Raw genomic sequence first — 17,324 nt, forward strand, 5'->3', positions numbered from 1 at the left:
GCCCCATGGCCACCTCACACAGCTTCTTCGAAGGCTCCTACCTCGGCGACCGGGCGCGGCTCGCCCCCACCGCGCGGCTCGAGTGCAAGGTCTGCTGGCACGTCTACGACCCGGCCGAAGGGTGCGAGACGTGGCAGATCCCGCCCGGCACCCCGTTCAACGCCTTGCCGGACCACTGGCGCTGCCCGGTCTGCGACGGCGCCCGCGACCAGTTCATGGTGCTGGACGGCGGCACGCCGGACCTGCCGGCGGTGGCGGCCCCCGTCGCCGCCGACCCTCACCTCGACAAGCAGCTGGCGCAGATGCCCGGCAGGTTCGAGGCCACCTTCCGCGAGATCCATTCGGCCAAGATGAAGGGCGTGCCCTTCGTCAACGAGACCCTGGGAGTAAAGGCCATCGGCTTCCGCGCCCACGAGGGCCGCGCCCTCGGCGTGCTGGTGACGCCGTGGTTCATGAACCTGGTGCTGCTGCCGGCCGCCGGGGAGGACTGGTCGCAGTTGAAGACGGGCGAGAAGGAGCTCATCGACTTCCCGTCGGGCACCTACGAGTTCCTCGCCGCCAACCGGCCGGAAACCGGGCCCTACAAGGCCTGCTCCCTGTTCTCGCCCATGTTCGACTTCTCCTCCATGCTGCAGGCGGTGGAGACGGCGCAGGCGGTGATCCCGGCCCTGTTCGATCCGGCCAACCGGGAGGACGGCACCCGCTCCGGCGAGATCCGCCGCCGGGCGGAGGAGGCTGCCGCGGAAGAGGCCGCGCGGGACGCGGCCCTCGCCGTGGCGGAGGCCGGGGATGGGGAGACGCCCCCGTCCCTTCCCCGCCCCCCGGCGGAAATGTCCCGCCGCGCCATGCTGCTCGGCCCCCTGTCCGGCACGCCGGACGCCTCCCGGGACGGCGTGTCATGACACCGGCGCCCGCCACGCTCCGCCGCCTCGCCATCGCGCCCGACGGGCGCGGGGCGGGCTGGCGCATGGCGCGGGAGGCGGGACCGGACCCGGCTGCGGCCCTCCTCGGCCGCACGCCGGAGGACGCGGCGCGGCTCGCCCCCCTCGTCTTCAACCTGTGCGGCGCCGCCCACGGCCTCGCCGCCGCCTCGGCCCTGGGCCTGCCCGCCACGGCGGACACGCGGGCCATGGCGCGGGAGACCGTGCGCGATCACGCCCTCGCCATGCTCCACACCTGGCCCGGCGCCGTGGGCGCGCCACCCGACCGCGAGGCGCTCTCCCTGCTCGCCCGCCCCGGCGGCGAGATGGCCTTTGCCGCCGCGCTGGTGGGAGACGGCAGCGACCTTCCCGCCTTCTCCCTCGCGGAGATGGAGGCGTGGCTTCAGGAAGCGCCCACGGCGACCGCCCGGCTCCTCGGCCGGATCCGGCGCGAGGTGGATCCGGCCGAAGGGCGTGCCGGACTGCCGGAACTGACGGCAGACGACCTGTCGGCCGCGCTGCGGGCCGCGGCTGCGCCTGCCTCGCGGCCGCCGGTCCCTCCGGTGGAAGACGCACGCACGGGGGATGGGCACCGGACAGGCGGAGACCCATCAGCCTCCCGAACGACGACGCGCGTCCACGGCATGGCAGCCGGCGATGCCGCCCTCCGCGAAACCGGCGCGCTCGGCCGCGTGGCGGCGACGCCGCTCCTCTCCTCCCTCCTCGCCGGAGAGGGCCCGAGCCTGTTCGTGCGCCTGCTGGCACGGCTGGCGGACTGCCTCATCGCGCTGCGAGGCCCGCCGGCTCTCGTGCCGGCGCCGGAACCGGGCCTCGGCCTCGCGCCGGCGGCGCGCGGGCTCCTCGGCCATGCGGCGCGGGTGGAGAACGGGCGCGTCGCCAGCTATCGCATCCTCTCCCCCAGCAGCTGGAATCTTTCGCCCGGCGGGCTCATGGAGCGCGCCTTCGCCGCCCTCACGCCCGGACGGCAGACGCCCTGGCTGGCCCCGCTCCTCGTCTCGGCCATCAATCCCTGCGTGCCCGTCACGCTCTCCACCGCGCAGGAGCTCGCCCATGCATGAGATGGCCCTGTGCGAGAGCCTGCTCTCGGCCATGGAGGACGCGGCGAAGGCGCAGAACTTCTCCCGCGTCACCCGCGTGCGCCTCGCCGTCGGCCGCTTCGCCGGCGTGGAGGTGGAGGCGCTGCGCTTCGGCTTCGACGTGGTGATGAAGGGCTCGCTGGCCGAGGGCGCCGAGCTGGTGGTGCTGGAAGAGGACGGCAGCGCCTGGTGCTTCGACTGCTGCGAGACGGTGGCGCTCGCCCATCGCCTCGCCCCCTGCCCGAAATGCGGTGGGGAACGCCTCGTGCCCAATGGCGGCACGGAGATGAAGATCAAGGACCTGGAGGTGATGTGATGTGCACGGTCTGCGGCTGCAGCGGCGACGGCGCCACCATTTCCGACGCGGCGGGCGGGACCGCCCATTCCCATGCGCACGGCGCGGCGCATGCCCACGCGCATGCCGCTTCCCACGCCCCCGGCGGCGCGCACACCCACACCCATGCGGACGGCACCACCCACAGCCATGCGCATGGCCATGACCATGGCCATCACGATGGTCCCCACGACCATCACCATCCGCATGCGGAGGCTCCCCACCGCGACCGGGACGGCACGCTGGACTATGGGGCGGGCCCCGCCCGCGCCCACGCGCCAGGCCTCTCCCAGGCGCGCATGGTGGAGATCGAGACCTCCATCCTCGCCAAGAACGACGATTACGCCGCCCGCAACCGCGCCCGGCTCGACGCATCCGGCGTGCTGGCGCTGAACCTCCTCTCCGGCCCCGGCGCCGGCAAGACCACATTGCTGGTGGAGACGCTGAAGGCGCTGTCCGGCCGCCTGCCCTCAGCCGTCGTCGAAGGCGACCAGCAGACCGACAACGACGCCGCGCGCATCCGTGCCGTGGGCGTGCCGGCAGTGCAGATCAACACCGGCAAGGGCTGCCACCTCGACGCCCACATGGTCGGCCACGCGCTGGAGAAGCTGCCCCTGCCTCCGGGCGGCATCCTGTTCATCGAGAATGTGGGCAACCTCGTCTGCCCCGCCGCCTTCGACCTCGGCGAGACGCGGCGCGTCACCCTCATCTCGGTGGCGGAAGGAGACGACAAGCCGCTGAAATATCCCGACATCTTCCAAGGCGCCGACCTCGTCCTCGTCACCAAGGCCGACCTCGCACCTTATGTGGACGCGGACATGGGGCGGCTCGAGGCCAACATCCGCCGCGTCAATCCGCAGGCGGAGATCCTGCGCGTGTCCTCGCGCGGCGACGTGGGCCTCGCCCGCTGGATCGCCTGGCTGGAGGCGGCGCGGAGCCAGCGCCTCGATCAGCTGGCCAGCGCCCGGGAAGCCGAGGCCGCCGCCCTGCGCGCCGCCGCCGGGGGGGCACGATGAACCGCCGCCCCGCCATCCTCGTGGTGGACGACGAGCCGCGCTCGGTGGAGGTCATCGCGCGGGTGCTCGACGAGGAGTTCGACGTCTTCACCGCCCTCAATGCCGAGGAGGCGCGCCGCATCCTGGAGAACGAGTGGATCCAGGTGATCTTCTGCGACCAGCGGATGCCGCAGACCTCCGGCGTCGCCCTGCTCACCGAGGTGCGCGAGCGCTGGCCGGACATCCTGCGCATCATCGTCACCGGCTACACCGAGCCGGAAGACATGATCGGCGCCATCAACGAAGCCGGCATCTACCAGTTCATCCCCAAGCCCTGGCACCCGGACCAGCTGCTGCTCGCCGCCCGGAACGCCGCGCACCTCTTCACCCTCCAGCGCGACCACGAGCGCCTGAGCCTCGAGATGAAGCTCACCACCTCCACCGCCGAGGCGCGGCTGGGGGCGCTGGAAGCGCGGGTGAAGCAGAACTTCCATTTCGACACCCTCATTCGCGCCCCCGGCAGCCCGCTTTCGCAGGTGTGCACCCGCGCCGCGCAGGTGGCGACCTTCGACGTGCCGGTGCTCATCCATGGCGAGACCGGCACCGGCAAGGAGCTCATCGCCCGCGCCATCCATTATTCGAGCCTCCGGTCCGACCGGCCCTTCTTCCCCGTGAACTGCGGGGCGATCCCGGACGAGCTCCTTGAATCCGAGCTGTTCGGCCACAAGAAGGGATCGTTCACCGGCGCGCACGTGACCCGCGTCGGCCTGCTGGACCAGGCGGACGGCGGCACCATCCTGCTCGACGAGATCGGCGACGTCTCCCCCGCCTTCCAGGTGAAGCTGCTGCGCTTCCTGCAGGAGGGCGAGATCCGCCCGGTGGGCTCCAATGAATCCAAGCGCGTCAACGTGCGGGTGCTCGCCGCCACCCATCGCGACCTCCATGGCGAGGTGGGCCGCGCCCGCTTCCGCGAGGACCTCTACTATCGCCTCTCCGCCATGGTGCTGACCCTGCCGGCCCTGCGCGAGCGGCGGGCGGACGTGCCGGTGCTGGCGCAGGCCATTCTCGATGCGCTGTCGGCCCAGCACGGCAAGCGCGCCAAGGGCTTCACCGACGAGACCCTGGCCTGCATGCAGGCCTATGACTGGCCGGGCAACGTGCGCGAGCTGCAGAACGAGGTGACGCGCATGCTGGTGCTGGCCGAGCGCGACACGCTCACCGCCGACCTGCTCTCGCCCCATGTGGTGCGCGCCGCCGCCGCCGAGATCCGCGCGCCGGAGGCCATCGCGCTGCCCGACGGCGGGCCCCTGAAGGACCGCATCGAACGCATGGAAGCCACCATCCTCACCGAGACGCTGGTGCGCTGCCGCTGGAACAAGAGCCGCGCGGCGGAGGAGCTCGGCCTCTCCCGCGTGGGGCTCCGGGCCAAGCTCGACCGCTACGGGATCTCCCGCGGCGGCGCCTTCGGCAAGTCCCATTGAGGCCAACCGAGAGAACAACAAGGAGGAAGCCCCATGTGCCTCGGCATTCCCGGACAGATCGTCGCCGTCGCGGACGAGGAGACCATGCTCTGCGTGGTGGATGTCTCCGGCGTCCGCCGCACCGTGGACGTGGTGTGCGTCGCCGCGCCCGGCGCGCCGCTCGAAGACCTCGTGGGCGCCTGGGTGCTGGTGCACGTGGGCTTCGCCATGAGCCGCATCGACGAGGAGGAGGCCGCGGCCACCCTCAAGGTGCTCACCGAGATCGGCGAGGCCGCCGCCGAGATGGAGGCGCTGACGACGGGCAGCGTCGACCTCCACCCCACCGTCCAGGCGTGAGGAGACGGACATGCGCTACGTCGACGAATTCCGCGATCCGGTGCTGGCCGCCGCGCTGGTGAAGGAGATTTCCGCCATCGCCGCCCGGCTGGAGCGCGGGCGCGACAAGCCCTTCGCCATCATGGAGGTGTGCGGCGGGCATACCCACGCCATCTTCCGCTACGGGCTGGAAGGCCTGCTGCCCGACCTCGTGGAGTTCGTCCACGGGCCCGGCTGCCCGGTCTGCGTGCTGCCCATGGGCCGGGTGGACGACTGCGTCGCCATCGCCGAGCGGGAGGAGGTGATCTTCGCCACCTTCGGCGACGCCATGCGCGTGCCGGGCTCGAAGAAGAGCCTGCTCCAGGCGAAGGCGGACGGCGCCGACGTGCGCATGGTTTACTCGCCGCTGGATGCGCTGGCGCTGGCCAAGCGCAATCCGGAGCGGGACGTGGTGTTCTTCGGCCTCGGCTTCGAGACCACCATGCCCTCCACCGCCCTCACCGTGCAGCGGGCGGCGCGCGAGGGGGTCTCCAACTTCTCCCTCTTCTGCAACCACATCACCATCATCCCCACGCTGCGCGCGCTGCTGGAGCAGCCGGACCTCGGCATCGACGGCTTCATCGGGCCGGGGCATGTCTCCATGGTGATCGGCACCGCGCCCTACCGCTTCATCGCGGAAGAGTTCAACAAGCCGCTGGTCGTCTCCGGCTTCGAGCCCATCGACCTCCTCCAGTCGCTCCTCATGGTGCTGAGGCAGATCGAGGAAGGGCGCGCGCGGATCGAGAACCAGTACGCCCGCGTGGTGCCGGAGCACGGCAATCCGGCGGCGCTGAAGGCGGTTCAGGAGGTCTACGAGCCGCGCGAGACGTTCGAGTGGCGGGGCCTCGGCTCCATCGCCGGGTCCGGCGTGCAGCTCACCGCGCCTTATGCGGCATTCGACGCGGAGACGCGCTTCGCCGTGCCCGCCGTGAAGGTGGCCGACCCGTCCTCCTGCCGGTGCGGCGAAGTGCTGACCGGCGCGGCGAAGCCGTGGGCGTGCCCCGAGTTCGGCAAGGGCTGCACGCCCGAGACGCCGCTGGGCGCGCTCATGGTCTCCTCCGAAGGCTCTTGCGCGGCTTACTACCAGTATGGCGGAATGCGGGGAGAAGCCGCATGAACATCCCCTTCCCCGCCCCCTCCTCCGCCCGCCGCCGGCCGCTGGCGCACAGGACCGTGACGCTGGCCCATGGCGGCGGCGGCAGCGCCATGCGCGACCTCATCGACGACGTGTTCCTCTCCGCGTTCGCAAGCGAGGGGCGCGCGGCGCCGGAGGACCAGGCGCGCTTCGACCTCGCCGCCCTCATGGCGCACGGCGACCGGCTCGCCTTCACCACCGACGGCTTCGTGGTGGACCCGCTGTTCTTCCCCGGCGGCGACATCGGCAAGCTCGCGGTCTGCGGCACGGTGAACGACCTCGCCGTGGGCGGGGCGAAGCCGGTGGCGCTTTCCTGCGCCGTCATCATCGAGGAGGGGCTGCCGGTGGACACGCTCCGCCGGGTGGCCCGCTCCATGGCCGAGACGGCGCGGGCGGCGGGCGTCGCCATCGCCACCGGCGACACCAAGGTCGTGGCGCGGGGCGCCTGCGACAAGCTCTTCATCACCACCACCGGCATCGGCGTGGTGCGCGCCGGCCTCGACGTGGGCATCGGCAAGGCGCGGCCCGGCGACGTGGTGCTGGTGAACGGCCTGCTCGGCGACCACGGCGCCGCCATCCTCAACGCCCGCGGCGACCTCGCCCTCGACACCGAGATCGCGAGCGACTGCGCGCCGCTCAACGGCCTGATCGAGACGCTGACGGCCGCCGCGCCCGGCATCCGCATGATGCGGGACGCCACCCGCGGCGGCATCGCGGCGGTGGTGAACGAGCTGGCCGAGGCGAGCGCGGTGGGCATCCGCCTGGACGAGCTGAGCCTGCCCATGCGCCCCGAGGTGATGGGCTTCTGCGAGATCCTCGGGCTCGACCCGCTCTACCTCGCCAACGAGGGCAAGATCCTCGCCGTCGTGCCGGCGGAGGAGGCGGACGCCGCGCTCGCCGCGCTGCGCGCCCACCCGCTCGGGCAGGACGCCCGGGCCATCGGCGAGATCACCTCGGAACGGCCCGGACGGGTCGTCATGCGCACGCGCTTCGGGGGAGAGCGCATCGTCGACATGCTCGTCGGCGACCAACTGCCCCGCATCTGCTGAAACCGTCACCGCGACCCTTGGGGAGAAAGAACATGCGTCACACAGCCCGCACGGCCATCGCCGCCGCTGCCCTCACCCTCCTGCCACAGCTGGCCTTCGCCCACACGGGCGCGGGCGCGGTGCATGGCTTCGATGCCGGCTTCGCCCATCCCATGAGCGGGCTCGACCACATGCTGGCCATGCTCACCGTGGGCATCTTCGCCTGGCAGCTGGGCGGGCGCGCCGTCTGGGCGGTGCCCGCGACCTTCGTGGCGCTGATGGCGGTGGGCGGGGCGCTGGGCGTCTCCGGCGTCGAGGTCCCGTTCGTGGAGATGGGCATCGCCCTCTCGGTGGTGGTGCTGGGCGCGGTCGTCGCCCTCGGCCTCAAGGCGCCGCTGGCCCTCGCCATGGCGGTCACCGGCTTCTTCGCGCTCTTCCACGGCCACGCCCACGGCACCGAGATGCCGCTCGACGCCTCGGGCCTCTCCTACGGCCTCGGCTTCATGAGCGCGACGGCGCTGCTGCACCTCGCCGGCCTCGGCCTCGGCATGACGATCGGCCGCTTCGGCGAGATCCACGGCGCCAAGGTGGTGCGCGGCGCCGGCGCGGCGGTGGCGGTGGCCGGCCTCGGCCTCGTCAGCGGGCTCATCTGAAACAAAAGGCGGCGGGTTCGGCCCGCCGCCTTTTCTCCTGTCCCGTGCTTCGGCACGGCCTTCACACCACCGCCATCTCCTCCAGCGCCATCAGCGACTCGGGGAGCACCTGGCCGCCGTCCACCACCAGCGTCTGGCCGGTGATGTAGCCCGCCTCCTCGGAAGCGAAGAACAGGACCGCGTTGGCGATGTCCTCCACGCCGCCGAGCCGCTTCAGCGGGATCGATCCTTCCATCTTCGCCAGATAGTCGGCGCCGAGGCCGTCCAGGCCCTCGGTCTTGATGTTGCCCGGCATCACCGCATTCACCGTGATGCCCCAGGGCGCGAGCTCGATGCAGGCGGTACGCACGAAGCCGAGCTGGCCGGCCTTGGAGGCGCCATAGTGCGCCCAGCCGGGATAGCCGGTGATGGGGCCGGTGATGGAGCTCGTCACCACGATCCGCCCCCACTTCGCTGCCTTCATGGCCGGCATCACCGCCGCCACCGACAGGAAGGTGCCCTTCAGGTTCACGTTCATCACCTGGTCGAAATCCGCCGCGGTCATCACGTCGAGCTTGGCGGCGGGGAAGATGCCGGCGTTGGCGCACAGCACGTCGATGCGCCCGTAGCGCTCCAGCGCCGCCGCGGCGAAGGCCTCGCACTGGGCGGGATCGGACACGTCGGCCGCGAAGCCCGAGGCGTTGGGGCCGATCTCCGCGGCGGCCGCCTCCGCCTCGGCGAGGCTGCGCGAGACCACCAGCACGTTGAGCCCGGCCGCGCCGAAGCGCCGGGCGATGCCTTTGCCGATACCCTTGCTGCCGCCGGTGACGATGACGGTCCGCCCCGCGAGCGCCTTCAGCATTCTGTGCTCCTATTCCCCTGGGTCAGTTATTAGGCAGATGTTGGAACTGCCACGAAAGTTGGCAGAAACCACCTTGCCCGGCGAAAAACATGTTGTAAAGCCCACGGCACGGCGCTTAACATCCAACATAGTCCAACAAGAGTCCCACATACGGCGGCTCGCCCGGTTCGCGGATGGTGGCATCCGCGGAAACGGGAGAGGCATGCCCGGGGACCGCTTCCAGAAGCTCGCGCGATCCAGAGGGATACTCCATGACGATGAACCGGCGGTCAGTTCTCAAGGGAATGGCGGCGGGGGGCCTCGCCCTCGCGGGCGGGCCTTTCGCAAGCGCCGGCAAGGCGTTCGCGGCGCGCGAGAAGGAGCTGAACATCCTGTGCTGGGAGGGCTACAACTCCGCCCAGGTGCTGGACCCGTTCCGCAAGTCCACCGGCGCGACCGTGAAGGCGGAGAGCCTCACCAACGATCCCACCATGATCAACCGCCTGCGCGCGGGCGAGACCAATGTGTGGGACCTGATCAACGTCAACAATCCCTGGGCCCGCAAGATCATGTACCCGGAGAAGCTGATCAAGCCGCTCCCCCGGGCGACCTTCGAGCCCTATTTCGACAAGATGCTCCCCCAGTTCAAGCCGCCCTACAAATGGGCCATGGACGATTCCGGCAAGGACCTGCTGGGCATGTGCCAGCGGTTCGGACCCTATTCCTTCGTGGTGAACACCAAGAAGATCTCCCGCAAGACCGCCGAGGAGGTGGGCTGGGACCTGTTCAACGATCCCAAGCTCTCCGGCAAGTACGGCATCCTCGAATCCGACGACTGGAACGTCTTCGGCCTGTTCGTCGTGGCGGGCATCGACCCGTTCAAGAAGCACACGCCGGAGGAGATGGCCAAGTTCGAGGAGACGGCGAAGCGCGTCTTCAAGGGCGCCAAGCTCATCGGCGACATCGCCGCCATGAACCAGGCGCTCATCTCCGGCGAGATCGACCTGCACCTCACCGGCGGCACCTATTCCGTCTCCCCCGCCCGCGCGGACGGCTATCCGGAGATGCGCGGCATCACGCCCCTCAAGGGCCCCATGGCCGGCGGCAAGGGCGGCATCGCCTGGATCGAGGTGACGTCCCTCGTCAACAACCCGCAGCTCTCGCCGCTGGCCGAGACCTTCCTGAAGTACGTGCAGCAGCCGGAGGTGGCGCACACGGTGGCGTTCGCCGAGGGCACCTTCAACCCGGTGGCGCAGATGGGCAATCCGGACTGCTTCAAGCTGTTCAGCAAGAAGGAGCTCGACGCCATCCAGTGGGACAGCCTGGAAGAGGAGATGGCCCGCTCGGTCGAGTACGACATCGTGCCCGACTACGACCAGGCCCTCGACCTCATGACCGCCGCCAAGCGCGTGCGCGGGTGAGAAGCCGCGACGGCCGGGCGCGGGCTTCCCGCCCCGGCCGCAGCAGCCCTTGAAGCAAGGCGTGCGGGTGACGAGATGACCGAGACCAGGGACAGCAAGCCGATCCTCCAGCTCGTGGGCGTGCGCAAGACGTTCAACGACCTCGCCGCCGTGGAGAAGATCGACCTCGACATCATGGAGGGGGAGTTCTTCACCATCGTCGGGCCCTCCGGCTCGGGCAAGACGACGCTGCTGCGCATGCTCGCGGGCATGGAGGCGCCGAGCGAGGGCAACATCACCCTCCATGGCGCGCGCATCAACGACCTGCCGCCGAACCGCAGGCCCACCTGCCTCGTGTTCCAGTCGCTGGCCCTGTTCCCGCACATGAGCGTGGGCCAGAACATCGAGTTCCCGCTGAAGATGCGCGGCGTGGATGCCGCCGTCCGCAAGGCCCGCGCGCTGGAGCTGATGGCCATCGTCCGCCTGCCGGCGAGCTATTACGGCAAGAACGTCATGAAATGCTCCGGCGGCGAGCGCCAGCGCGTGGCGCTGGCCCGCGCGCTCGCCTACGACCCGGAGGTGCTGTTCTTCGACGAGCCGCTCTCCGCCATCGACTACAAGCTCAAGAAGGTGCTGGAGAAGGAACTGAAGGACCTGCACCGGGAGACCGGCAAGACCTTCATCTACATCACCCACTCCCTGGAGGAGGCGATGGTGATGTCCGACCGCATCGGCGTGATGCGCGCCGGGCGCCTCGTGCAGGTGGGCACGCCGGAGGAGATCTACACCGCCCCCGCCGACCGCTTCGTGGGCGAGTTCGTGGGCGAGGTGAACGTCATCGAGCTGAAGCGCGCCGGCGCCGCCTGGGCGGGGGTGGACGTGCCCGGGACGTTTGCCGCCGCGCCGCCCGCCGACACTCCGGACGCCACCTCCACCTTCGTGGTCATCCGCCCGGAATACATGCGCTTCCTCAAGGACGGCGAACAGGCGGACAATGCGCTGGAGGGCGTCGTCTACAACGAATACTCGCTCGGCTCGCGCATCCAGTACCAGGTGCGGGTGGGCGATAAGGTGATGCTGGTGGAGCTCTCCCGCGCCAACGCGCTCGACGCCGCCGCCAACCGCAACGTGCGGCTCGGCTGGGATGTCCGCGACGCCATCTCGGTGAAGGGCTGAGCATGCGCGAAGCCGCCGTGTCCCCCTCCCCCCTCTCCCCCTCGCCCTTGTCCTCCGCCGCCGCACCCCCGGCCCGCCCGGTCCGCTCCCCCCTGTCGGGCCGGCTCGCCGGGCTGTGGGCCGCCGCCGGGGCGCGCTGCGCGCTGCCGGTGGCGGTTCTCCTCGCCCTCGGCTTCCTGGCGCCCCTCGTCGCCATCTTCGCCTATTCCTTCGCCCCGCCCCGCTCGTTCGACGTGTTCCGCGCCTTCTCGCTGGCGAATTATGCGGAGCTGTTCTCGCCCTCGAACACGGTGTGGCTCTCCTTCGCCTGGTCCATCGGCCTCGCCCTCTTCACCTGCGCCATCCTCGCGGTGGTGGCCTATCCCATCGCCTACGGGCTCGCCTTCCTGTTCGGGCGCTGGTCGTCCCTGGTCTCGGTGCTGTTCGTGTTCCCGCTGTTCGTGTCGGAGAACGTGCGGCTCTACGGCTGGGTGCTGTTCTTCATCAAGAACGGGGTGCTGGACGGCACGCTGAAATGGCTCGGGCTCGAGGGCGCGCCGGCGGTGCTCTACACGCCGGGGATGATCCTGGCGGGCATGGTCTACACTTATCTGCCGTTCATGCTGTTCCCGCTCACGCTCGGCCTCTCCATGGTGCCGCGCGACCTCATCGACGCCGCCCGCGACCTCGGCGCCAACCGCTTCCAGATCTGGCGCGAGGTGGAGGTGCCGCTGGCCATGCCGGGCATCCTCATCGGCATGCTGCTCACCTTCGTGCTCGCCATCGGCGCGGTGTCGGAGGCCAAGATCCTCGGCGGCCAGTCGGTGATCGTCATCTCCCACGACATCGAGATCGCCTTCACCTACGCGCAGAACTGGCCGCTCGGCTCGGCGCTGGCGGTGCTGGTGACGGCCTTCATCGGCGCGCTGACGCTCCTCGTCTTCGCCCGCCTCGATCTCGACCGGCTGCTGGGGAGGCGCTGATGGAACAGGACAAGCTGCGCACCCGCGTGTTCATCGCCACGTGGACCGTCATCGTCGGGGTGCTCGTCTATCTGCCCATCGCCTGCGTGGCGCTGGCGAGCTTCACCAAGGGCCGCTACTTCGCCTTCCCCATCCGCGCCTTCTCCACCGAATGGTGGGAGAAGACGGCGGATTCCATCGAGATCGGCATGATCGTGCGGAACTCGCTGGCGGTGGCGGCGCTGGTGACGGTGGTTTCCGTGGTGCTCGCCTTCTTCGGCGCCCTCGCCTTCGCCCGCTACGACTGGAAGGGCCGGCGGCTCTACCAGAAGCTCATCCTGCTCCCCGTCTTCTTCCCGCAGCCGGTGCTGGGGCTCGCCCTGCTGCTCGCCTTCTCGGCGCTGGGCATCACCACCTCGTGGCTCACCGCGGTGTTCGCCCACCTCGTGTGGATCGTGCCGGTGGTGACGCTGGTCATCGCCATCAAGGTCTATGGCTTCGACCCGACGCTGGAGGAAGCCGCCTTCGACCTCGGCGCGAGCCGGCTGCAGGTGCTGCGCAACGTGACGCTGCCCATCCTGTGGCCGGGCATCTGGTCCGGCGCCCTGTTCGCCTTCCTGCTGTCCTGGGGCAACTTCCCCCTCTCGCTCTATACTGCCGGGGCGGATTCCACCGTGCCCAAATGGCTCTATGCCAAGATGGTGGCGGGCTACACGCCCATGGTCCCGGCGCTGGGCACCATGGCGACGCTCGCCGCCGCCCTTGTGCTGCTCGGCGGCGGGCTCGTGGGGATCGCGCTGCGCAAATGGCGGGCGGCATGATGGCGGATGATGTGAACGAAGCGGCACCGGACACGGCACCGGAGGGGGCGGCACCGGAGGGCGTGGGCCGCCTCTCCAAGAGGGCGCGGCACGAGCGCATCGTCTCGGAGCTGATGGCCTGCTCCACCCTGCGCGTGTCGGAGCTCGCGGCCGAGCTCGGCGTCTCCACCGAGACCATCCGGCGCGACCTGTTCGAGCTCTCCGAGAAGGGCCTCATCAACCGCACCTACGGCGGGGCGGTGCGCCCGCTCGGCACCGAGCCCTCGGTGAGCGAGCGCCACCGCATGATGGTGGAGGAGCGCGAGGCCATCGCCGCCGCCGCCGCGACCTTCATCAAGCCCAACGAGGTGGTGGCCATCGGCGCCGGCGCCACCACCACCCACGTGGCGCGGCGCATGGCGGCGGTGTGCCGCGACATCACGGTCATCACCCATTCCTTCTCGGTGGCGACCGTGCTGGCCGCGAACCCCACCATCACCGTGCTCATGTGCCCCGGCCGCTACAACGGCCGCGAGGGCATGATGGTGGGGGCGGAGACGGTGGAGTTCCTCCAGTCCTACAACGCCAACTGGGCCATCCTCGGCGCCTCGGGCATCACCGCGGAGGGCCTCTCGGACGCGGAGGCGGACGCCGCCTCGGTCTACAAGGCCATGATGCTGCGCGCCATCGAGACCATCGCGGTGGCGGACCACACCAAGTTCTCCCAGCAGTCGCTCGCCATCTGGGGCCGCTGGCACGACGTGAAGCGCCTCGTGACGGATGAGGCCCCCGCCTTCGCCATCGCCCGCGCGCTGGAGCGGGGCCGCGTGGAGGTGACCGTCGCCCCGAAGAGGAGCGAGGCATGACGTCACCCGCCCTGTCCGGCTGGAAGCAGCGCCACCGCTCGCTCTATTACGCCGCCGCGCCCGCACCGGACGACCCGGTGATCGTCCCGGAGGCGACCGCGTTCCTCGTCATCGACGTGCAGAACACCTATGTGGAGCGCCCCGCCCGCAGCGACGTGCCGGCGGGCGAGCAGGCCCATTACGACGCCTGGACACCCTTCCACGACCGCATGCGCGAGGTGGTGATCCCCAACATCGCGGACGCCCTCGCCTTCTTCCGTGGCCGGGGCATGGAGTGCCTGCACGCCCGCATCGCCTGCGCCACGACGAACGGGCGCGAGCGCTCGCTGAGCCAGAAGAAGCCGGGCTTCAACAACCTGCTGCTGCCGAAGGACGAGCACGCGAGCCAGATCGTCGCCGCCGTGGCGCCGCAAGGCGACGAGATCATCGTCACCAAGACCACCGACAGCGCCCTGACCGGCACCAATCTGCGCCTCGTGCTCCACAATCTCGGCGTCCGCACGGTGGTGTGCGCGGGCATCTTCACCGACCAGTGCGTCGCCTCCACCGTGCGCTCGCTGGCGGACGAGAGCTTCGACGTGATCGTGCTGGAGGATTGCTGCGCCGCCGCCTCCATGGCGCTGCACGACGCCGAGCTCGACATCCTCAACATGATCTACTGCAACGTCATGCGGCTCGATGAATTCAAGGCGCTCGCGGCGCCGGACAAGTCCTGAGGGAACGCCCGTGCTCTACGACGAAACCTTCCTCTCCCGGCTCGAGAACGGCGTGCGCGCGGCGCTGCCCCGCTGGGGCGTCGCGCGTGATGCGCAGGTGAAGCTCCTCACCATCTCCGAGAACGCCACCTTCCGCGTCACCGACAAGGCGCTCGGCAACCTCGTGTTCCGCGTCCACCGGCCGGGCTACCACAGCCGGGCGGAGATCGCCTCGGAGCTCGCCTGGATCGAGGCCCTGCGCGCCGACGCCGTGGTGACGACGCCCCGGCCCATTCCGCTCATGGACGGCAGCCTCATCGCCGACATTGACGATGACGGCATCACCCGCCACGTGGTGGCGTTCGAGTTCCTGCCCGGCAGCGAGCCGGCGGAAGGCGAGGACCTCGCCGCCTGGTTCCGGCACCTCGGCGCCATCCACGCCCGCCTGCACGCCCATGCGCGCAGCTGGACGCGGCCGGAGGGCTTCACCCGCAAGGTCTGGAACTTCGAGAGCACGCTGGGCGACAAGCCCCTGTGGGGCGACTTCCGCGCCGCCCTCGGCCTCGATGCGGCGGGCCGCGCCCTGCTGGAGCGCACGGCGGCGGTGCTGAAGGAAAAGCTCGCCCCCCTCGACCGGCCGGAGAGCTTCGGCCTCGTCCATGCGGACCTGCGGCTCGCCAACCTGCTGGTGGACGGGGAGCGCCTCGCGCTCATCGATTTCGACGACTGCGGCTTCTCCTGGTTCCTCTACGATTTCGCCGCCGCCATCTCCTTCCTGGAGCATGAGCCCTATGTGCCGGTCCTGAAGGCCGCCTGGCTGGAAGGCTACGCCGCCGCGGCGCCCCTGCCCGCCGATGCCGAGGCGCAGCTCGACCTGTTCGTGATGCTCCGCCGCATCCTGCTCACCGCCTGGGTGGTCTCCCACGCGGAGACGCCCACCGCCCAGAGCATGGGCGTTTCCTACACGCAGGGAACGCTGACCCTCGCCGAGGCCTTCCTCGCCCGTCACGGGTGATGGCGCCGGCGAAACGAAGACATGAAAAGAACGAGGTGAAGACAATGGGCCAGACGACGCGGCAGAAGAAGCAGATCCTCGCGCTCAACGCCTTCGCCGCCGATGCCGAAGCGCCGCTGCCCGCCGATGTCGCCGACCTCGTGGCGCGGCGCGGCAGGAATTTCGGCGCCACCTCGGTGCTGTTCTACGAGCGGCCGCTGCACATCGTCGGGGCGAAGGGCGCGCGCATCTTCACTGCCGACGGGCGTTCCTATCTCGACCTCTACAACAACGTTCCCTCCGTGGGGCATTGCCATCCGAAGGTGGTGGAGGCCGTCTCCCGCCAGATGGGGCGCTACAACATCCACACCCGCTATCTGTTCGACGAGGTGCATGACTATGCCGAGCGCCTGCTCGCGCATTTCCCCGCGCCCCTCACCAACGTCGCCTTCACCTGCACCGGGTCGGAGAGCAACGACCTTGCCCTGCGCCTCATCCGCGGGGCGACCGGCGGGCAGGGCATCGTCGTCACCGAGACGGCCTATCACGGCAACACGCTGGCGGTGACGGAGGTCTCCCCCTCCTCCTATAAGCGCGGGACGCCGCCGGCTTATGTGCGGGCCGTGCCGCCGCCCCATCCCCGGCACTATGGCGCGGACGTGGGCGCGGGCTTCGCCGCCGCCATCACCGCCGCGGCGCAGGCCATGGCGGCGGAGGGGATCCCCTTCGCCGGCCTGCTGGTGGACAGCATCTTCTCCTCGGACGGCGTCTATGCGGACCCGCCCGGCTTCCTCGCCCCGGCCTTCGCGGCGGCGCGGGCGGCGGGCGGCATGGTCATCGCCGACGAGGTGCAGCCGGGCTTCGCCCGCACCGGCACCCACATGTGGGGCTTCGCCCGCCACGGCGTGGTGCCGGACGTGGTGACCATGGGCAAGCCCATGGGCAACGGCTTTCCCTTGGGCGGCGTCGTCACCCGGCCGGACCTGCTCCAGCGCTTCGCCGACGCATTCGGCTATTTCAACACCTTCGGCGGCAATCCGGTGGCGAGCGCGGCCGGGCTCGCGGTGCTCGGCGCCATCGCCGAGGACGGGCTGATGGAGAATGCGCGCGTGGTGGGCGGACGCATCGTCGAGCGCCTGACCGCCGCCCGTGCGCGCTGCCCGGCCATCGGCGAGGTGCGCGGAGCGGGGCTCTATCTGGGCGTCGAGATCGTCTCGGCGGGCACCGGCGCGCCGGATGCCGAGGGCGCCAGCGCCCTCATCAACGCGCTCCGGGAAGACGGCATCCTCATCGGCGCCGCCGGCCCCCTCGGCCACGTGCTGAAGGTGCGCCCGCCGCTGTGCCTCACGCTGGACGAGGCAGACCGGTTCGCCGACGCGATGGAGAAGATCCTCGCGGCGTGACGCGCCCGTTCCTGCCGCCCGGACATCCGAAGGACTGCCCCCGCCGTCATCCCCCGGCTTGAGAAACCACCCGCGCGCCCCCGGCCGACTGAAACGAAGCGTCAGCGCAGTGGAAGGAGAGCCGGGGCCCAGCGCAAGGATGCGCCGGAGGCGGCTTGAGCGGAAAGCGCTGAAGATAAAGCCGGCTTCGCCGATTTCTCCCCTGGGTCCCGGATCGGCGCTCCCCCTTCGG

At 70.5% G+C, this 17,324-nt stretch carries 18 protein-coding genes; 17 read left to right on the forward strand and 1 reads right to left on the reverse strand.

Annotated features, from left to right (window positions below):
• The first annotated feature begins 5 nt into the window (after positions 1–5).
• From V5F59_RS21820 to V5F59_RS21860, 9 genes are read left to right on the forward strand one after another with little or no spacing between them, the layout of a single operon-like run.
• On the forward strand, positions 6–902 hold the full coding sequence (locus V5F59_RS21820; RefSeq protein WP_393980837.1) for a [NiFe]-hydrogenase assembly chaperone HybE: 897 nt from the start codon (positions 6–8) through the stop codon (positions 900–902).
• Positions 899–1,999 (forward strand): nickel-dependent hydrogenase large subunit, encoded by a 1,101-nt coding sequence (locus V5F59_RS21825; protein ID WP_393980835.1) that lies wholly within the window; start codon positions 899–901, stop codon positions 1,997–1,999. Before V5F59_RS21820 ends, V5F59_RS21825 begins: the two co-directional genes overlap by 4 nt.
• Positions 1,992–2,333, forward strand: a complete 342-nt coding sequence (gene hypA, locus V5F59_RS21830) for a hydrogenase maturation nickel metallochaperone HypA (protein WP_393980833.1) — start codon at positions 1,992–1,994, stop codon at positions 2,331–2,333. The genes V5F59_RS21825 and hypA overlap by 8 nt, the downstream gene beginning before the upstream one ends.
• Entirely contained in the window at positions 2,333–3,367 is a 1,035-nt protein-coding gene (gene hypB, locus V5F59_RS21835; RefSeq protein WP_393980831.1) for a hydrogenase nickel incorporation protein HypB, read from the forward strand. Before hypA ends, hypB begins: the two co-directional genes overlap by 1 nt.
• Positions 3,364–4,827: a sigma-54-dependent transcriptional regulator gene (locus V5F59_RS21840; protein ID WP_393980829.1), complete on the forward strand. Its 1,464-nt coding sequence runs from the start codon at positions 3,364–3,366 to the stop codon at positions 4,825–4,827. Before hypB ends, V5F59_RS21840 begins: the two co-directional genes overlap by 4 nt.
• A gap of 33 nt (positions 4,828–4,860) precedes the next feature.
• Complete coding sequence (locus V5F59_RS21845) at positions 4,861–5,163, forward strand: HypC/HybG/HupF family hydrogenase formation chaperone (RefSeq protein ID WP_393980827.1); 303 nt, start codon at positions 4,861–4,863, stop codon at positions 5,161–5,163.
• Between the two features lie 10 nt (positions 5,164–5,173).
• Positions 5,174–6,298, forward strand: coding sequence for a hydrogenase formation protein HypD (hypD, locus tag V5F59_RS21850; RefSeq protein WP_393980825.1), 1,125 nt, complete (start codon positions 5,174–5,176; stop codon positions 6,296–6,298).
• Positions 6,295–7,365, forward strand: a complete 1,071-nt coding sequence (gene hypE / locus V5F59_RS21855; protein WP_393980823.1) for a hydrogenase expression/formation protein HypE — start codon at positions 6,295–6,297, stop codon at positions 7,363–7,365. Before hypD ends, hypE begins: the two co-directional genes overlap by 4 nt.
• 32 nt (positions 7,366–7,397) lie before the next feature.
• Positions 7,398–7,997 (forward strand): HupE/UreJ family protein, encoded by a 600-nt coding sequence (locus tag V5F59_RS21860; RefSeq protein ID WP_393980821.1) that lies wholly within the window; start codon positions 7,398–7,400, stop codon positions 7,995–7,997.
• Positions 7,998–8,058: 61 nt separating this feature from the next.
• On the opposite strand, the gene fabG is transcribed toward V5F59_RS21860, so the two are convergent.
• Positions 8,059–8,838, reverse strand: a complete 780-nt coding sequence (gene fabG, locus V5F59_RS21865) for a 3-oxoacyl-ACP reductase FabG (RefSeq protein ID WP_393980819.1) — start codon at positions 8,836–8,838, stop codon at positions 8,059–8,061.
• Positions 8,839–9,095: 257 nt separating this feature from the next.
• On the opposite strand from fabG, the gene V5F59_RS21870 reads away from it, so the two are divergent.
• The 8 genes from V5F59_RS21870 (at position 9,096) to V5F59_RS21905 (ending at position 17,092) form a co-directional block, all read left to right on the forward strand.
• Positions 9,096–10,238: an ABC transporter substrate-binding protein gene (locus V5F59_RS21870; protein WP_393981177.1), complete on the forward strand. Its 1,143-nt coding sequence runs from the start codon at positions 9,096–9,098 to the stop codon at positions 10,236–10,238.
• A gap of 75 nt (positions 10,239–10,313) precedes the next feature.
• Positions 10,314–11,393, forward strand: coding sequence for an ABC transporter ATP-binding protein (locus V5F59_RS21875; RefSeq protein ID WP_393980817.1), 1,080 nt, complete (start codon positions 10,314–10,316; stop codon positions 11,391–11,393).
• A gap of 2 nt (positions 11,394–11,395) precedes the next feature.
• Positions 11,396–12,355 carry an ABC transporter permease gene (locus tag V5F59_RS21880; RefSeq protein ID WP_393980815.1) on the forward strand — a complete coding sequence of 320 codons (960 nt, stop codon included), beginning with the start codon at positions 11,396–11,398 and terminating at the stop codon, positions 12,353–12,355.
• Positions 12,355–13,155, forward strand: a complete 801-nt coding sequence (locus V5F59_RS21885; RefSeq protein WP_393980813.1) for an ABC transporter permease — start codon at positions 12,355–12,357, stop codon at positions 13,153–13,155. The genes V5F59_RS21880 and V5F59_RS21885 overlap by 1 nt, the downstream gene beginning before the upstream one ends.
• Positions 13,152–14,000 carry a DeoR/GlpR family DNA-binding transcription regulator gene (locus V5F59_RS21890; protein ID WP_393980811.1) on the forward strand — a complete coding sequence of 283 codons (849 nt, stop codon included), beginning with the start codon at positions 13,152–13,154 and terminating at the stop codon, positions 13,998–14,000. Before V5F59_RS21885 ends, V5F59_RS21890 begins: the two co-directional genes overlap by 4 nt.
• Positions 13,997–14,716, forward strand: coding sequence for a cysteine hydrolase family protein (locus tag V5F59_RS21895; RefSeq protein WP_393980809.1), 720 nt, complete (start codon positions 13,997–13,999; stop codon positions 14,714–14,716). The genes V5F59_RS21890 and V5F59_RS21895 overlap by 4 nt, the downstream gene beginning before the upstream one ends.
• A gap of 10 nt (positions 14,717–14,726) precedes the next feature.
• Positions 14,727–15,710: a phosphotransferase enzyme family protein gene (locus V5F59_RS21900; protein WP_393980807.1), complete on the forward strand. Its 984-nt coding sequence runs from the start codon at positions 14,727–14,729 to the stop codon at positions 15,708–15,710.
• 44 nt (positions 15,711–15,754) lie between these two features.
• Positions 15,755–17,092, forward strand: a complete 1,338-nt coding sequence (locus V5F59_RS21905) for an aspartate aminotransferase family protein (protein WP_393980805.1) — start codon at positions 15,755–15,757, stop codon at positions 17,090–17,092.
• Positions 17,093–17,324 lie beyond the last annotated feature (232 nt).

Origin of the sequence: Xanthobacter nonsaccharivorans, from assembly GCF_043194755.2 — a bacterium.
In the GTDB taxonomy this organism is placed as follows: domain Bacteria; phylum Pseudomonadota; class Alphaproteobacteria; order Rhizobiales; family Xanthobacteraceae; genus Xanthobacter; species Xanthobacter autotrophicus_G.

Coding starts and splice junctions, on each gene's coding strand:
- V5F59_RS21820 (WP_393980837.1), top strand. CDS start 6: ATGGCCACCTCACACAGCTTCTTCGAAGGCTCCTACCTCGGCGACCGG.
- V5F59_RS21825 (WP_393980835.1), top strand. CDS start 899: ATGACACCGGCGCCCGCCACGCTCCGCCGCCTCGCCATCGCGCCCGAC.
- hypA (WP_393980833.1), top strand. CDS start 1,992: ATGCATGAGATGGCCCTGTGCGAGAGCCTGCTCTCGGCCATGGAGGAC.
- hypB (WP_393980831.1), top strand. CDS start 2,333: ATGTGCACGGTCTGCGGCTGCAGCGGCGACGGCGCCACCATTTCCGAC.
- V5F59_RS21840 (WP_393980829.1), top strand. CDS start 3,364: ATGAACCGCCGCCCCGCCATCCTCGTGGTGGACGACGAGCCGCGCTCG.
- V5F59_RS21845 (WP_393980827.1), top strand. CDS start 4,861: ATGTGCCTCGGCATTCCCGGACAGATCGTCGCCGTCGCGGACGAGGAG.
- hypD (WP_393980825.1), top strand. CDS start 5,174: ATGCGCTACGTCGACGAATTCCGCGATCCGGTGCTGGCCGCCGCGCTG.
- hypE (WP_393980823.1), top strand. CDS start 6,295: ATGAACATCCCCTTCCCCGCCCCCTCCTCCGCCCGCCGCCGGCCGCTG.
- V5F59_RS21860 (WP_393980821.1), top strand. CDS start 7,398: ATGCGTCACACAGCCCGCACGGCCATCGCCGCCGCTGCCCTCACCCTC.
- fabG (WP_393980819.1), bottom strand. CDS start 8,838: ATGCTGAAGGCGCTCGCGGGGCGGACCGTCATCGTCACCGGCGGCAGC.
- V5F59_RS21870 (WP_393981177.1), top strand. CDS start 9,096: ATGAACCGGCGGTCAGTTCTCAAGGGAATGGCGGCGGGGGGCCTCGCC.
- V5F59_RS21875 (WP_393980817.1), top strand. CDS start 10,314: ATGACCGAGACCAGGGACAGCAAGCCGATCCTCCAGCTCGTGGGCGTG.
- V5F59_RS21880 (WP_393980815.1), top strand. CDS start 11,396: ATGCGCGAAGCCGCCGTGTCCCCCTCCCCCCTCTCCCCCTCGCCCTTG.
- V5F59_RS21885 (WP_393980813.1), top strand. CDS start 12,355: ATGGAACAGGACAAGCTGCGCACCCGCGTGTTCATCGCCACGTGGACC.
- V5F59_RS21890 (WP_393980811.1), top strand. CDS start 13,152: ATGATGGCGGATGATGTGAACGAAGCGGCACCGGACACGGCACCGGAG.
- V5F59_RS21895 (WP_393980809.1), top strand. CDS start 13,997: ATGACGTCACCCGCCCTGTCCGGCTGGAAGCAGCGCCACCGCTCGCTC.
- V5F59_RS21905 (WP_393980805.1), top strand. CDS start 15,755: ATGGGCCAGACGACGCGGCAGAAGAAGCAGATCCTCGCGCTCAACGCC.